General features: G+C 71.3%; 12 protein-coding genes. 7 read left to right on the top strand and 5 right to left on the bottom strand.

Features of this window, described 5'->3' with window-relative positions; genetic code table 11:
* Positions 1-25 precede the first annotated feature (25 nt).
* Positions 26-1,405, bottom strand: coding sequence for a peptidoglycan recognition protein (locus ACFWYM_RS23275; protein ID WP_384840309.1), 1,380 nt, complete (start codon positions 1,403-1,405; stop codon positions 26-28).
* 138 nt (positions 1,406-1,543) lie between these two features.
* Between ACFWYM_RS23275 and ACFWYM_RS23270 the strand changes: the two genes are divergently transcribed.
* The 4 genes from ACFWYM_RS23270 to ACFWYM_RS23255 all read left to right on the top strand — a co-directional run bounded on the left by ACFWYM_RS23270 (position 1,544) and on the right by ACFWYM_RS23255 (position 7,843).
* A complete protein-coding gene (locus ACFWYM_RS23270) occupies positions 1,544-2,299 on the top strand; it encodes a TIGR03089 family protein (protein ID WP_384840306.1) in 756 nt (251 codons plus the stop codon).
* Positions 2,300-2,644: 345 nt separating this feature from the next.
* Positions 2,645-3,976, top strand: coding sequence for an LCP family protein (locus tag ACFWYM_RS23265; protein ID WP_384840303.1), 1,332 nt, complete (start codon positions 2,645-2,647; stop codon positions 3,974-3,976).
* A 241-nt stretch (positions 3,977-4,217) separates the two neighbouring features.
* A complete protein-coding gene (locus tag ACFWYM_RS23260) occupies positions 4,218-5,987 on the top strand; it encodes an LCP family protein (protein ID WP_384840300.1) in 1,770 nt (589 codons plus the stop codon).
* A 77-nt stretch (positions 5,988-6,064) separates the two neighbouring features.
* A complete protein-coding gene (locus ACFWYM_RS23255) occupies positions 6,065-7,843 on the top strand; it encodes an LCP family protein (RefSeq protein WP_384840297.1) in 1,779 nt (592 codons plus the stop codon).
* A gap of 39 nt (positions 7,844-7,882) precedes the next feature.
* On the opposite strand, the gene ACFWYM_RS23250 is transcribed toward ACFWYM_RS23255, so the two are convergent.
* A complete protein-coding gene (locus ACFWYM_RS23250) occupies positions 7,883-8,911 on the bottom strand; it encodes a glycosyltransferase family 2 protein (RefSeq protein ID WP_384840294.1) in 1,029 nt (342 codons plus the stop codon).
* Positions 8,912-8,984: 73 nt separating this feature from the next.
* Between ACFWYM_RS23250 and ACFWYM_RS23245 the strand changes: the two genes are divergently transcribed.
* Positions 8,985-10,523, top strand: coding sequence for an LCP family protein (locus ACFWYM_RS23245; RefSeq protein WP_384840291.1), 1,539 nt, complete (start codon positions 8,985-8,987; stop codon positions 10,521-10,523).
* 18 nt (positions 10,524-10,541) lie between these two features.
* Here the strand turns inward: ACFWYM_RS23245 and ACFWYM_RS23240 are convergent, their stop codons facing one another.
* Positions 10,542-11,090: an acyl-CoA thioesterase gene (locus ACFWYM_RS23240; protein ID WP_384840287.1), complete on the bottom strand. Its 549-nt coding sequence runs from the start codon at positions 11,088-11,090 to the stop codon at positions 10,542-10,544.
* 129 nt (positions 11,091-11,219) lie between these two features.
* Here ACFWYM_RS23240 and ACFWYM_RS23235 point away from each other — a divergent pair, with 129 nt between their 5' ends.
* Together ACFWYM_RS23235 and ACFWYM_RS23230 are read left to right on the top strand one after the other, a co-directional pair.
* Entirely contained in the window at positions 11,220-12,557 is a 1,338-nt protein-coding gene (locus tag ACFWYM_RS23235; RefSeq protein WP_384840284.1) for an LCP family protein, read from the top strand.
* A gap of 235 nt (positions 12,558-12,792) precedes the next feature.
* Positions 12,793-14,022 (top strand): dipeptidase, encoded by a 1,230-nt coding sequence (locus ACFWYM_RS23230; protein ID WP_384840281.1) that lies wholly within the window; start codon positions 12,793-12,795, stop codon positions 14,020-14,022.
* Between the two features lie 34 nt (positions 14,023-14,056).
* On the opposite strand, the gene ACFWYM_RS23225 is transcribed toward ACFWYM_RS23230, so the two are convergent.
* Together ACFWYM_RS23225 and ACFWYM_RS23220 are read right to left on the bottom strand one after the other, a co-directional pair.
* On the bottom strand, positions 14,057-14,446 hold the full coding sequence (locus tag ACFWYM_RS23225; protein WP_384840278.1) for a VOC family protein: 390 nt from the start codon (positions 14,444-14,446) through the stop codon (positions 14,057-14,059).
* A gap of 28 nt (positions 14,447-14,474) precedes the next feature.
* On the bottom strand, positions 14,475-14,843 hold the full coding sequence (locus ACFWYM_RS23220) for a VOC family protein (protein WP_384840276.1): 369 nt from the start codon (positions 14,841-14,843) through the stop codon (positions 14,475-14,477).
* Positions 14,844-14,858: the final 15 nt, after the last annotated feature.

The following is a 14,858-nucleotide window of genomic DNA, read 5'->3' as shown; positions in this document are numbered from 1 at the left end:
GCAGATCGTGCGGTGCGACCTGGTCCTAGCGGCCCTGGAAGCGGGCCGAGGTGGACCGGGCCTTGCCGAGCTTGTTGTACAGGCGGCCGCCCGGACATTCAGTGGCGAACCCGTCCCGATGGCCTGAAATCACATGGAGCCGGACGTTCGTGCCCTTCTTGTAGAGGTTGCCGCCGCCCGACTTCAGGTAGGTCGTACTGCGCGGATTCGCGCCGTACAGGCCGAGCTTCCAAGCGGTCAGGCGGGCCACGGCGTTCACCGCCGCCTTGGGGGGATTGGCGTTGTTGTAGGTGCCGAGGACGGCGATGCCCATGCTGTTGGTGTTGAAACCGAGAGTGTGGGCGCCGAGGACCGGCTTGGCCACACCTCCGGCACGCCCTTCGTAGATGTTCCCGCACCGGTCGACGGCGAAGTTGTAGCCGAAGTCCCGCCAGCCACTGCTCTTGACGTGATAGCGGTAAATACTGCGCAGGACGGAGGGCGACTGGGCACAGCTGTAGCCGTTTCCGGACGCGCTGTGGTGCACGAAGGCGGCCTTCACGCTCTTCGTGTACGCGAAGTCCTTCTCCCGCAGCTTCTCGTCGGCGCCCCAGCCGCGGCGCGTGATGATGCGCGGGCGCGGCCCGACGTAGGGCCTGGCCTTGCCGACCACCTCGGCGCCGCCACGGGCCGCGATCAGGTCCTCCTCCGTCTCCTGCTTGCTCAGCGCCGGGATGGCGGTGGCGTCCAGCGGGGCGAGGTCGGCGTTGACGGCGGCGGACGCGGCGGCCTGCGCGGTGAGGGCGGCGCGCGGGCCGTCGGCGAGGGCGCCCTGCGGCGGGGGCTCGTCGCCGGGGTCGACGAGTTCGAGGCGGAGGCCCTTGGGGAGCGGGGGCTGCGCGTGCGTCTGCCCCGCCCGTACGTTGTCGGCCTGGTGCGCCGCCGCGTTCTCCTCCTCCGCCCGTACGCGGATCTCCACGCCGTCCGAGTCCCCGACCCACAGCGGGGCCGTGGAGCCGCGCACCTTGCCGGTGGCGCGCTCGGCGGTGTCGAGGTCGGCGGCGTGCTCGTGGTTGTGCGTCTCGACGTCCTGCCAGGCGGACCAATTCGTCGTGCCGGTCGCGCGGGTGCGGACCTGGACGCGGCCGCGCAGTTCGGCGTCCGGGTTGTCCCAGACGACGCCCACCAGGGAGAAGGGCTGGACGTCGCGCCGGGGCAGGCCCTGTTCGCCGCCCTGGGCGAGGGAGCGGTCGGAGCCGAGCGGGGCGAGCGGGAGGGACTGGGTGGAGCCGGGGACCGACCCGGCGGCGGGGGACGCGGGTGCCGTGGCGCGCGCCGCCGCCGGGGTCGCCGGCAGGGCGAGGGGCAGGGCCAGGGCCGCGGCCGCGCAGGTGACACCGATCGAGGAAGCAAGGAATCCACGCATGCATCTGATCGTCGGCATACCGGTACATATCTGTCCATTGGGGATTTGACGGATCGTCGGGTGGCTTCCGCCGATCCGGTGGCGCCAACTCCCCCGCCCCGCCCGGGCGCCGGGCCGCCCCCGCGTACCCTTGCCCGCGTGAACGCCAACGACCGCACCCCTGCCGACCTGCTGCGATCCGCGCTCGCCGCGGACCCGGGACGTCCCCTCGTCACCTTCTACGACGACGCCACGGGCGAGCGCGTCGAATTGTCGGTGGCCACCTTCGCCAATTGGGTGGCCAAGACGGCCAATCTGCTCCAGGGCGACCTCGCCGCCGAACCCGGCGACCGGCTCGCGCTGCTGCTGCCCGCGCACTGGCAGACGGCGGTGTGGCTGCTCGCCTGTTCCTCGGTGGGCGTGGTCGCCGAGGTGGGCGGCGATCCGGCCGGGGCGGACCTCGTGGTCAGCGGGCCCGACTCGCTCGACGCCGCGCGCGCGTGCTCCGGGGAGCGGGTGGCGCTGGCGCTGCGCCCGCTCGGGGGCCGCTTCCCGCAGCCGCCGGAGGGGTTCGTGGACTACGCGGTGGAGGTGCCGGGACAGGGCGATCAGTTCGTGGCGTACGCGCCGGTGGACCCCGATGAGCCCGCCCTCGTCGTGGACGGGGACGAGCTCACCGGGGCCGGGGTCGTCGAGCGCGCCCGTGCCGACGCGGGGGCGCTCGGGGTCGCCGGGCCCGGGTCCCGGGTGCTGTCCGGACTCCCGTACGGGAACTGGGAGGGGCTCAGCGGCGGGCTGTACGCGGCGCTGGCCGCGGGCTCCTCGGTCGTGCTGTGCCGGAATCTCGGGGAGCTGTCCGAGGAGGGGCTGGCGAAGCGGGTCGCCGAGGAGAAGGTCACGGTGACGCTTCGCTGAGAGGGGGCGGGTTTTTTGCGCAGTTCCCCGCGCCCCTTTGAGAGGTCGGTTCTTCGGCTGCGGGTCTGCCGTGGGCTGGTCGCGCAGTTCCCCGCGCCCCTTGTCGGGCCGGTTCTTCGGCTGCGGGTCTGTTGTGGCTGGGCGCGCAGTTCCCCGCGCCCCTTAGGGGCCGCTGGGCGCGCCCACGCGGCTGAGCCGCACATGTCACAGCCCCGCGCCCCTGTAGGGCACCGTCGCCCGTTCGGCCCACCTTCCGCCCCGGCCCGCAGGCCCCCCGCGCCGCCTCGGTCCATGGTCGTAAGAGCGCACCATGCACCGACGTCGCGATGAGGGGTGGACGCACGCGTGACCGAGACACCTGAGCCGGAGGGCGTACCCGGGCCGGAGGGCGCCGGGCCGACCCTGGGGCCCGGCGTCGGGGCCAGTCCCTCCGGCGTCGGGGTGGCCCGGCGGCGCAAGCGGCGGTGGCTGCGGTGGGGGGCGGTGGGGCTCTCGGTGCTCGTCCTCGCGGCCGGGGGCACCGGCTGGGCGGTGTACGAGAAGCTCAACGGCAACATCACCAAGGACATGGACGCGGCCGCCGAGTTGGCGCGGTACGAGAAGGAGCGCCCCACCCCGCTGGTGCACGACGCACAGAACATTCTGCTGATCGGCTCCGACACCCGGGCGGGGCAGGGGAATCGGAAGTACGGGCAGGACGAGGGCACCCAGCGGTCGGACACCACGATCCTGCTGCACCTCGCGGCCGACCGGCAGAGCGCGACCGCGGTCTCCGTCCCGCGCGACCTGATGGTGGACATCCCCGGCTGCCGGCGGCCCGACGGGTCCCGGACCAAGGCCCAATTCGCGCAGTTCAACTGGGCGTTCGAGTTCGGCGGCACCGCCTGCACGATCCGCACGGTGGAGAAGCTCACCCGGATCCGCGTCGACCACCACATGGTCGTGGACTTCGCGGGATTCAAGGACATGGTGGACGCGGTGGACGGGGTGCAGGTCTGTCTGAAGAACCCCGTCGACGACCCGGACGCCCAGGTGAGGATCGCCGCGGGCCGGCAGACCCTCAATGGTGAACAGGCACTCGGTTACGTACGCGCCCGGAAAAGCATCGGGAACGGCAGTGACACCGACCGCATGGACCGCCAGCAGGAGTTCCTCGGCGCCCTCGTCAACAAGGTGCGCAGCAATGACGTCCTGCTCAATCCCGCCAAGCTCTATCCGGTCCTCGACGCGGCGACTTCCTCGCTGACCACCGACCCGGGGCTCGCCAGCCTTCGCGGGCTGTACGAACTGGTGCGCGGCATGCGCAATATCCCCACAGAACAGGTGCAGTTCCTCACCGTCCCCCGGCAGTCGTACACCTACGACGCCAATCGCGATGAACTCATCGAACCCGAGGCCGAACAGCTCTTCACCCGCCTGCGCACCGATTCCCCGGTCGAGGTCGCCCCGGCCGCCCCCGAAGACGGAACCGGGCGCTCCGACCAGGCGGACTCCGGGCGCGAGACGTCCGAGGAGGACTCCGGGGAAAGCCACGAGGAGTCGTACGAAGAGTCGTATGAGGACGAGGGGTACGACGACGGATCCTGGAGCGACGAGAAGCCCGACGACCCCTCGCACACGCCGAGCCCCGCGCCCACATTCCGGGGCAATACGGCCGCCGGGTCGGGCTGCGAGTAATGGCCTGTGGGTAAAGCGATCCCCAACGCTCGGCACCGTTCGCCAAAGAAATAGGGCGGATTGCCCAGTTGTAGGGGAGTGGAATTTGTCACCGGCGTCGTTCGGCGCTGAACTGGGCGGATAGTGTGAGCGATCCGGTGCGCCCGGCCGACGTGGCCGCGCGCCCTTGATGTACCAGACCGAGCGCCTTCTTTGAGGGGGGAAAGGCGCCGCGTGGCCCCGACGGAGGACGCAAACAACCGTGGACGCGCAAGGCCGTGGGCGGGCGGACAACATCGACCCCGCAGACCAATGGGTGCTCAACCCGAACACCGGTGACTACGAACTGCGACTGAGCCCCTCCGCAGGGCAGTCGGGAGTCCCCGGACCCCGTAGATCCTCTCCTCGCCAGGGCGGCGGCCGCAGCCGCGGCCGTGGCCCGGGGCCCGAGGGCGGCAGCCGGGAGTACGGCGGCGGCGGTCCGCGCGAGCCGCGCGACGGCCGGCGTGAGGTTCCGGGGCAGCGCAGGCGGCGGGCCCCGCAGCCGGAGATGGCCGGCGGGCGGCGCAAGCAGCGGCCGAAGAAGTCGAAGGCGAAGAAGGTGCTCGCGTGGACGGGCGGCTCGGTCGCCTTCATCCTCGTCGCGGCCGTCGGCGGCGCCTACCTCTACTACCAGCACCTCAACGACAACATCACCGCGGTCGACGACGACGGCGCGGGCACCGGCGGCTTCAGCAAGGACCGGGCCATCAACATCCTGCTGGTCGGCACGGACAAGCGCAGCGGCAAGGGCAACGAGGGCTACGGCGACGCGGGCAGCGTCGGCCACGCGGACACGACGATCCTGCTGCACGTCTCCAAGGACCGCTCGAACGCGACCGCGCTGAGCATCCCGCGCGACATGATCGTCGACATCCCGGACTGCCCGACGAAGCAGGAAGACGGCAGCACGAAGGTCATCAAGGGCTCCCCGAAGACCCGCTTCAACGAGAGCCTCGGGCAGAGCGACCGCACGCCGAGCTGCACGATGCGCACGGTCACCGAGATCACCGGGATAAAGCTCGACCACTTCATGGTGGCCGACTTCAACGCGGTCAAGACGATGTCCAGCGCGGTCGGCGGCGTGCCGATCTGTCTCGCCAAGGACATCAACGACCCGGACTCGCACCTCAACCTGCCCGCGGGCAAGCACGAGGTGGAGGGCGAGGAGGCGCTCGCCTTCGTGCGGACGCGCCACTCCGTGGGCACCGGCGGCGACTTGAGCCGCATCGAGCTGCAGCAGCAGTTCCTCAGCTCGCTGATGCGCAAGCTGAAGTCGAACGACACGCTGACCAGCCCGACGAAGATGATAAAGCTGGCGGAGTCGGGCACGAAGGCGCTCACCGTCGACTCCAAGATCGCGGACATAAAGAAGCTCCGCGACCTCGGCATGGAGCTCGGCAAGTTCGACATGAAGAACCTGAGCTTCGCCACCACGCCGGTCATCGACAACCCGGCCGAGAAGGTGCACACCACGGTCGTGCTCAACGAGGCCAAGGCCGACCAGCTGTTCGGGATGATGCGCGACGACGTCTCGCTGACCGACGTGAAGAAGAAGCAGAAGCAGGAGAAGGCCGCGATCGCCGCCCGGCTGAAGGGCTCCAAGTCCGCCGCCGGCGATGTCCGCGTCAACATCTACAACGGCAGCGGCAAGACGGGCGCCGCTCAGGCGACTCTCACCTGGCTGCAGAACAATGAAGGCGTCATGAAGTCCAGCCAGTTGGGCAACGCGCCCAAGGACCTGGCGAAGACGACGCTCGAATACGCTCCGGACCAGGCCGACCAGGCACGGCGGCTCGCCGACATCATGGGGCTGCCCGGCTCCGCGATGAAGCCGGGCAAGAGCGAGAAGTCCGCACAGGGACTTCCCGCGATGAAGCTGACGCTGGGCGGTGACTTCAAGGGCGCGGGGGTGCCCATCAGCTCCGCCAAGTCGAAGGCGCCGGAGGGGATCCAGAAGGTCGAGGCGGACAAGTCAGTGTGCGCCAAGTGACCTAAGGCGGTTGTTGTGCATCTAACAAGGTGCACAACAACCGCAGTTGACACCGTGGGGGCGGGGAGGGGCAGGGGATGAGGCAAGGCAGTGTGCGTGGGGAGGACTCGCCGCCGGGCGGGTCGCACGACGGCACGGCCCGCGGCGCGGGCGAACACGGCTGGGACGACGGCCTGTACGGGGGCGGGAGCGGGGACGATGCCCCCGCTGGACCTTCCCCGGCCGGATCTCCGTCGGACGGCGCCGCTCCTGACGGCGCCGCTCCGAACGGCGGGGAGCCGCCGCAGGCCGCCGGGCGCCATCGGCACCGGCGCGGCGGCGGGGGCAGCGGCAAAGGGGGCGGGGGCGCGCGGCCACCGCGCCGAAAACGCCGCGTGCTGCGCTGGACGGCAACGGTCGTCGCCGTACTGATACTTGGCACGGCCGGCGCCGGATATCTCTACTACCAGTACCTGAACGGCAAGATCCAGACGGACGACCTGAACCTCGGCGACCACCGGGCCCCCGAGGCCACGCCCAACGCCGCGGGTCAGACTCCGCTCAACATCCTGCTGATCGGCTCGGACTCCCGTAACACCAAGGAGAACCTGAAGCTCGGCGGCTCCAAGGAATCCGTCGGCGCACCACCCCTGGCCGACGTCCAGATGCTGCTTCACCTCTCGGCGGACCGCAGCAACATGTCGGTGATCAGCATGCCGCGCGACACGCTCCTGGACATCCCGAAGTGCACCGACCGGGACGACGGCAAGGTCTACCCGGCGAAGAGCCTCACCATGACGAACGAGACCCTCGAACGCGGCGGTCCGGGCTGCACGGTGGCGACGTGGGAGAAGCTCACCGACATCCGCATCGACCACTTCCTCATGGTCGACTTCTCCGGCGTGGTGGACATGGCCGACGCCGTCGGCGGCGTCCCCGTCTGCGTCGACGCCAACATCTACTCCCACACCAGCAAGGGCAAGGGTTCCGGCCTGAAGCTGACGAAGGGCACCCACGACATCAAGGGCAAGCAGGCCCTGCAGTGGCTGCGCACCCGCTACGGCTTCGACGGCGGCACCGACATCTCCCGCGCCAAGGCCCAGCACATGTACATGAACGCGCTGGTGCGCAAGCTGCGCGAGAACACCGGCCTGTCCAGCCCGAACAAGCTCCGTAACCTCGCCGAGACGGCCATCGACGCCCTCAAGGTCGACGACGGCCTGGACAGCATCAAGAAGCTCTACGACCTCGGCAACGAGCTGAAGAAGGTGCCGCCGAAGCGCACCACCATGACGACCATGCCCTGGCAGTACGCCGTCTCGGACCACGACCGCGTCGAGCCGAAGCCCGGCGACGCGGAGCAGCTCTTCCGCCTGGTCCGCGACGACATCGCGCTCGACGGCAAGGACAAGAAGAAGCCGAAGAAGTCCGCCGAGGAGAAGCTCTCGGACGACCCGGCGGCCCCGGACGCCCAGATCGCGGTGCAGGTCCAGAACGGGACCCGTACGGACGCCGAGGCCCCGGCCACCGGCCGCGCGGGCGAGGTGGCCCAGCTCCTCGTCGGCAAGGGCTTCACCCGCTCGACGTCGGACCCGACCGAGCCCGAGGCGCAGGAGAAGACCGTCATCAGCTACCCCAGCAAGGAGCTGGAGGGTGATGCCCAGCGGGTCGCCAAGTCCCTTGGTCTGCCGCTGAGTTCGGTGAAGCAGTCGACGGACGTCTCCGGGGTCACGCTGACCGTGGGCGCCGACTGGCGGGAGGGCGACACCCCGCCCAAGGCGCCCAAGAAGGACGACAAGACCCCGTCGTCGGCGGAGGCGATGAACGGCTCGGACAAGAAGCAGTGCATGCACGTCGACCCGAACTACACCTGGTAGTCCGGGCCGTCTCGTGGTGCCGGGCCCGCCCGGCCGGACTCAGGCTTCGCTGAGGACGGCCGGGCGGCGCGAGGCGATGACCTTCTTCGCGAGCGAGCGCGGGCTGGTGAGGAAGCCCCAGCCCCACGACATGTGCATCGTCGCGAGTGCCACGGGGATCTGGAGGCGGGCCTTCAGGGGCAGCCCCTTGCCCGCGGGCACCGACCCGGCGGCGATGGCCGCGAGGTAGCCGCCCGGGATCACGAAGCCCCAGGGTGTGAGGGCCGCGCCCACCACGACACCGGCGGCGATCGCGCACACGGCGGTCGGCGGGGCGAGGTAGCGGAGGTTGATGGAGCCCTCGTGGTAGCGGGCGACGACGTGCCGCCAGCGGCCGTAGTCCTTGTACTGCTTGGCGAGGGCCTTCACGCTCGGCCGCGGCCGGTAGGAGACCTTCAGCTCGGGCGAGAACCAGATGAGGCCGCCGGCCTCGCGGATGCGGAAGTTCAGCTCCCAGTCCTGGGCGCGGATGAACTCCTCGTTGTAGCCGCCCTGCTGCTCCAGGGCCTCGCGCCGGAAGACGCCCAGGTACACGGTCTCGGCCTGCTGGGCCTCGCCCCCGGTGTGGAAGGCGGCGTTGCCCACGCCGACCTTCGAGGTCATGGCGGCGGCGACGGCCTGCTCCCAGGCGTTGGTGCCCTGGGCGTGCATGATGCCGCCGACGTTCATCGCGCCGGTCTCCTCCAGGAGGCGGACCGCGGTGGTGATGTAGCCCGGCGAGAGCGCGGCGTGGCCGTCCACACGCACCACGATCGGGTGACGCGACGCCTTGATGGCGGCGTTCAGCGCCGCGGGCGTACGCCCGGTGGGGTTGGGGACCGTGTGCACCCGCGGGTCCTCCGCCACCAGCTGGGCGGCGATCTCGTCGGTGCGGTCGGTGGAGGGGCCGAGCGCGACCACGACCTCCATCTCGCCCGCGTACTCCTGCTGCAGGATCGCGTGCACGGCCTCGCGCAGGTGCCGCTCCTCGTTGAGGACGGGCATGATCACAGAGACGGCGGGAGGCTGCACCTCAGACTTGGCGTTCATCGCCGGTCACGTTACCGCGAACGGGGGACACGGGCGCGCGCCGCCCGGGTCGCTACCCCGGGCCGCATTTCGTATGGGCCTACGGTTCTCGCGTTCCCCAGGCCCGCTCCTCGCGGAGGTGTCCCCGAACGTGCCCGCACCGCCCCGCTCCCCCGCCCACCCGCCGCGACGGCCCCGTCCCGCGAACCGCACGCCCAAGCGCACCGGCCGGCGGGGGAAGCGGCCCCGCTGGGCCATGCGGGTGGCGACCACCTTCTCCGTGGCGGTGCTCGCGGCCGCGGGCATCGGGCACGGGGTCGTGACCAGCCTCGACACCGGGATCAAGCGGGTCGACGCCTTCAAGGACATGAAGAACCGGCCCAAGGACGAGGACGGCAACGGCATGAACGTGCTGCTCGTCGGCACCGACGGCCGCGACAAGATCAGCGCCGAGGAGAAGGCGAAGTACCGCCTGGGCGGTGCCCCCTGCCACTGCACGGACACCCTGATGATCGTGCACATCTCCGAGGACCGGGACCGCGCCAGCGTCGTGAGCCTGCCCCGGGACTCGTACGCGGACCTGCCGCCGCACACCGACCAGACCACGGGCGAGAAGCACCACGAGCACCCGAACAAGATCAACGCGGCGTACGCGGAGGGCGGCCCCAGCCTCACCGTGCGCACCGTCGAGCACATGACCAAGGTCAAGATCGACCACTATCTGGAGGTCGACTTCACCAGCTTCATGAAGACGGTGGACGAGCTCGGCGGCGTGGAGGTCTGCACCGCGCGGCCCCTGAAGGACTCGCACACCGGGCTGGACCTGTCGGTGGGCACCCACGAGCTGAACGGCGGCGAGGCCCTCCAGTACGTCCGCTCGCGGTATGTCGACGGGGCCTCCGACATCGGGCGCATGCAGCGCCAGCAGCGGTTCCTCGCGGCGCTCATCGCCAAGGCGACCAGCGGCGGGGTGCTGTTGAATCCGGTCAAGTTCCGTGATGTGGCGCGCACGCTGCTCAGCTCGGTCCGCGCGGACAAGGGCTTCGGCTCCAGCGAGATCATCGCGCTCGGCCGGGCGATGCGGGGCTTCTCGCCCTCGTCGTCGGAGTTCACAACGGTGCCGCTCGCGCGCAAGGGCGAGACGCTGCCGGGCATCGGCTCGACCCTGAAGTGGGCCCCGGAGCGGTCCGAGAAGCTCTTCGAGGCGCTGCGCGAGGACCGTCCGCTCGCCGTGCACCGCGCCAAGCGCAAGGCCGCGCTCGTGCCGGTGTCGCCGCAGCAGATCCGGGTGCAGGTCGACAACGGCGCGGGCACCCCCGGCCTCGGCAAGCGCGTCGACCGGGCCCTGCGCACCACGGGCTTCCGGACGACGCGGGCGCCGGGGAGCGTGACGGGCGCCAAGGAGAAGCCGCTGCGGCGCACCGTGGTGGCGTACGACCCGCGCTGGGACCGCTCGGCGAAGTCCCTCGCCACCGCCCTGCCGGGGTGCGAGATGCGGAAGGTCAAGGGCCAGGGCGCGACGCTGAAGGTGATCGCGGGCACCGACTTCAAGAAGGTGCGGCCGGTACGGGCCGAGGACGCCTACCAGGGCGAGTTCGGTGCCGTCACCGGGGACCAGGTGGTCTGCCCGTAGAGCGGCGGCGGTGGGGCCTCAGTCGTCGAGGCCCTCGGCCGCCCGGTTCATGCGGAGCTCCTTGATCGCGCGGCGGCGCGCGAGCCGGTGCGTGCGGCGGATCTGCGCCTCCTGGTAGCGGCGCCGGTCGCGCTCCGTCTCCGGCAGCACCGGGGGTACGGAGCGCGGCTTGCCGTCCGCGTCGACCGCCGCGAACACCAGATACGCGGAGCCGACCTGCTGGGCGGGTGTCGACTCGTTCCAGCGCTCGGCGAGGACGCGGACGCCGACCTCCATGGAAGTCCGCCCGGTCCAGTTGACCTGGGCCTTCACATGGACGAGGTCACCGACCCTGACGGGCTCCAGGAACGCCATCTCGTCCATGGACGCGGTGACGGCCGGGCCGCCCGAGTGGCGTCCGGCGACGGCGCCCGCCGCGTCGTCCACCAATTTCATGATCACTCCGCCGTGCACCGTTCCGAGGAGGTTGGTGTCGTTGTGGGTCATGATGTGGCTGAGTGTCGTGCGGGATGCCGAGGTCGGCTTGCCGGGAATCTCCGATTCCGTGGCCGGGGCCAGGTCTGTCATGCCCCCACCCTAAGTCCGCCGAATGTCCCGCCCCCGCCCGGCGGCTTTGCATCAGCTCTGCAACAGCCGTGGCCCGAAATCCCAACCGGTCTTGTGAGGCGCGGGGCCCGGCACTGCACACTGGGCCACATGAGCGATTGGCCAGAGGCGTACGGCGAGGGCGACCGACGTGGGCGCGGATACGGGCGCGGCAGCAACAGCGCGCAGCCCGACGGCGCCCGCGTGATGCGGCACGTGCAGCGGCCCGCGACGCCGCAGCAGGCGCCGGGCGGTGTCCCCTCCCAGCCCACGTACGACGACGGCCACGGCGGCGAGCGCTACGGCGACGCCCGCGACGACGTCTTCGAGCCCCGCGCCACCGCGGAGCCCGGCTACGACAGCGGCTACAGCAACGGCCAGGTCTACGGCACGCCCCACCACGGCGGGCGTGGTCCCGGCGGTCCCGGTGACGGCTACGCCGCGCCCCGGCCCGCGAAGCCCGCGCCGAACTGGCGCAAGCGGATCAAGTGGGGCCTCATCACGTTCGTCGTGCTGCTCGTCGTGGTCTCCGTCTCCACATACTTCTGGGCCGACTCCAAGCTGAAGCGCGAGGTCGACCTCTCCAAGGTCATCGAGCGGCCCGAGGGCGGGGCCGGCACGAACTACCTGATCGTGGGCTCCGACAGCCGCGAGGGCATGACCTCCGAGGACAAGAAGAAGCTCCACACGGGCTCCGCCGAGGGCAAGCGCACGGACTCGATGATGATCCTGCACGTCGCGGACGACGGCGGGAACACGATGGTCTCGCTGCCCCGCGACTCGAACGTCACGGTGCCCTCCTTCAAGGGCGCCGAGTCCGGCAAGCTCTACCCCGCCCAGGGCCGCCAGACCAAGCTCAACGCCACGTACGCCGAGGACGGCCCCGAGCTGCTGGTCCGCACCGTCGAGGCCAACACGGGCCTGCGCATCGACCACTACGCGGAGATCGGCTTCGGCGGCTTCGCCAAGATCGTGGACGCGGTCGGCGGCGTCGAGATGGACATCCCCAAGGGCGGCATGAAGGACCCGAAGTCGGGCGCCGACTTCGACGCGGGCAAGCAGACCCTCAACGGCGAGCAGGCCCTCGCCTTCGTCCGCACCCGCTACGCCCTGCCCGGCAGCGACCTGGACCGCACCAAGAACCAGCAGAAGTTCCTTTCGGCCCTCGCCCACCAGGTGGCGACCCCGGGGACCGTCCTGAACCCCTTCAAGCTCTACCCGACGATGGGCGCGGGCCTGGACTCGCTGATCGTCGACAAGGACATGAGCCTGTGGGACGTGACCTCGATGTTCTGGGCCATGAAGGGCGTCTCGGGCGGTGACGGCACGTCCATGAACATGCCGATCTCCGGCTCCGTCGGCGGCAACCTCGTCTGGGACAAGGCCAAGGTCAAGACGCTCGTGAAGGAACTGAACAACGACGAGAAGGTGACCGTCTCCGGCAAGTGAGCCGTCACCGTCTTACGTGAGTGGGGCCCCGCCGGGCGATCGGCGGGGCCCCACTCACGTACGCCGTCACGGATGACCGCTCACGTACGGCCGTCACGGATGACCGCTCGCGTACGCCCGTGAAGGGCCCCGTACGACGGCCCGTACCCCCGAACGCTCCGCCCGCCGCGAAGCCCCGGCAGGGACGTGTCACCGTGGTGCGAACTGCCGCCACCGCCGACGCCCGGAGCCTGCCATGGCAGACCTGCAGGACGAACTGAACAGCACCGCCGAGGCCGGGGAGCTCGACCGGCCCGGCGCCGACGAACAGCCCACCGGGGCCACCGGGGTGGAGCCCGCGCTCCGCCCCGATCCGGTTCCCGAGCCCGACGCCGCGGACGCGGCCGGGCCGGAGCCCGAACCCGTGCCTGAGCCGGAGCTCGAATCCGAGCCCGGACCCGAACCCGAGCCGGGTGCCTCGCCGCAGCAGCGCGCCCGCGCGCTGCTGCTCGCGCACCCCGTCGCCGACGGATACAGCGGGCTGCCGCGGCGGCTGCGCGAGCTGCCCTATTACGACCTGGAGCTGGGCGACAACGGCGTGGACACCGATGTGCCGCGGCTGCGCGCGGGCGGCGTCGGGGCGCAGTTCTGGTCCGTGCACGTGCCGGCCGAGCTGACCGGGGACCGGGCGGTGAGCGCGACCCTGGAGCAGCTCGACCTGGTCAAGCACGTCGTCGCCGGGATCCCGGAGGGGCTGCGCCTCGCGCGCAACGCGTCCGAGACCGCCGACGCCCGGGCCTGTGGCCGCATCGCCGTCCTGACCGGGCCCGCGGGTGCCGCCGCGCTCGGCGACTCGCTCGCCACGCTGCGCGCGCTGCACGCCCTCGGCCTGAGCTCCGTCACGCTCGCGGGCACGTCCTGGGCGGGGCCCGACGGGCTCAGCGCCTTCGGCGAGGAAGTGGTGCGCGAGATGAACCGGCTCGGCGTGCTCGCCGATCTCTCCGGCGCCTCCGACGCGACGGCCCGCCGGGTCCTCGCGGTCTCCAAGGCGCCCTCGCTGCTGGCCCGTTCGGGCGCCCGCGCGCTGCGGGACCACCCGGACAACGCCTCCGACGAGCTGCTCGCCGCGCTCGGCGCCGCGAAGGGCCTGTGCCTGGTGCCGCTCGCGGCCGAGCAGACGGGGACGTCGCTCGCACAGGTCGCGGACCACCTCGATCATGTACGCCGGGTCGCGGGCCCGGAGTCCGTGGGGCTCTCCGGCGTCTACGACACGGGGGCCGCGCACGCCGACGAGCTCGCCGACGCGTCCCGCTTCCCCCGTCTCGTCGCCGAACTCATCGAGCGCGGTTGGCCCACCGCGGACCTCGCCCTGCTCACCTGGGGCAACACCCAACGGGCGCTGCGCGGCGCGGACTTCACGGGGCGGGCGGCGCGGGAGCGGAGGGAGGCGTCGACGGCGACGATCGACCGGCTGGACCGGAGGTAGCGCCGGGCATCAGCGATGACGCCCGTCGCTTCGGTCAGGGGATCTTGCAGAGGCAGAAGGGGTGGCCCGCCGGGTCCGCGAAGACCCGGAAGTCCCTCTTGCCGCCGTCGTCGTCGAGGTCCAGGGGCCGGGCACCGAGGGCGAGCACCTTCTCCTGGGCGGCGTCGACCTCTTCGTCGGTGCGGCCCGCGTCCAGGTCCAGGTGGAGCTGCTGGGCGTTGCTGTCGGAGCGCGGCCACTCGGGCGGGCGCAGGTCGCTCACCCGCTGGAAGGACACCTTGACGCGGCCGGGGGCCACGAGGTCGACCCAGTCCTCGTCGTCCTCCTGAAGGGTGCCGCCGATGATCTCGGCGTAGAACTCGGCCAGTCGGCGGGGGTCGGGGCAGTCGAGAACGATGTTCCGCAGACGTGCGACGGGAGCCACTTCTTCGCTTCCTTTCCTCAGCCTTGCCTCAGCAGGCGCAGAGGCAGAACGGGTGTCCGGCCGGGTCCGCGTAGACCCGCCAGCTACGGGTGCGGTCGGCCGCGTCGAGCGCGGTGGCGCCGAGGGCGAGGACCTTGGCCTCCACCTCGTCGAGGGCCTCCCTCTCCACTGTCAGGTCCAGGTGGAACTGCTGCGAGTGGGCGGCGTCGGGCCAGGCGGGCGGCGTGTGGCCGGGGGCCTCCTGGAAGGCGAGGGCGGTGCCGCCGTGGCCTTCGAGGTCGACCCAGCCCTCGTCCCCGCCCTTCGGGGTGCCGCCGATGACCGCGGCGTAGAAGTCCGCGAGGGCGTGCGGGTCGGGACAGTCCAGGACGATGACGCCGAGCTTCGCGAGAGCCATGTCTCTCCTTCGAGG

This window comes from Streptomyces sp. NPDC059009 (assembly GCF_042740175.1).
In the GTDB taxonomy this organism is placed as follows: Bacteria; Actinomycetota; Actinomycetes; order Streptomycetales; family Streptomycetaceae; genus Streptomyces.
The sequence above is the reverse complement of the archived record's forward strand: the minus strand, read 5'-3'. Positions and strand labels throughout refer to the sequence as shown.

Bases quoted from the DNA above. Each gene is read 5' to 3' on its own strand.
- ACFWYM_RS23240 (WP_384840287.1), bottom strand. From the start codon at position 11,090: ATGACAGACCTGGCCCCGGCCACGGAATCGGAGATTCCCGGCAAGCCG.
- ACFWYM_RS23220 (WP_384840276.1), bottom strand. From the start codon at position 14,843: ATGGCTCTCGCGAAGCTCGGCGTCATCGTCCTGGACTGTCCCGACCCG.
- ACFWYM_RS23275 (WP_384840309.1), bottom strand. From the start codon at position 1,405: ATGCGTGGATTCCTTGCTTCCTCGATCGGTGTCACCTGCGCGGCCGCG.
- ACFWYM_RS23255 (WP_384840297.1), top strand. From the start codon at position 6,065: ATGAGGCAAGGCAGTGTGCGTGGGGAGGACTCGCCGCCGGGCGGGTCG.
- ACFWYM_RS23245 (WP_384840291.1), top strand. From the start codon at position 8,985: ATGGGCCTACGGTTCTCGCGTTCCCCAGGCCCGCTCCTCGCGGAGGTG.
- ACFWYM_RS23230 (WP_384840281.1), top strand. From the start codon at position 12,793: ATGGCAGACCTGCAGGACGAACTGAACAGCACCGCCGAGGCCGGGGAG.
- ACFWYM_RS23235 (WP_384840284.1), top strand. From the start codon at position 11,220: ATGAGCGATTGGCCAGAGGCGTACGGCGAGGGCGACCGACGTGGGCGC.
- ACFWYM_RS23250 (WP_384840294.1), bottom strand. From the start codon at position 8,911: ATGAACGCCAAGTCTGAGGTGCAGCCTCCCGCCGTCTCTGTGATCATG.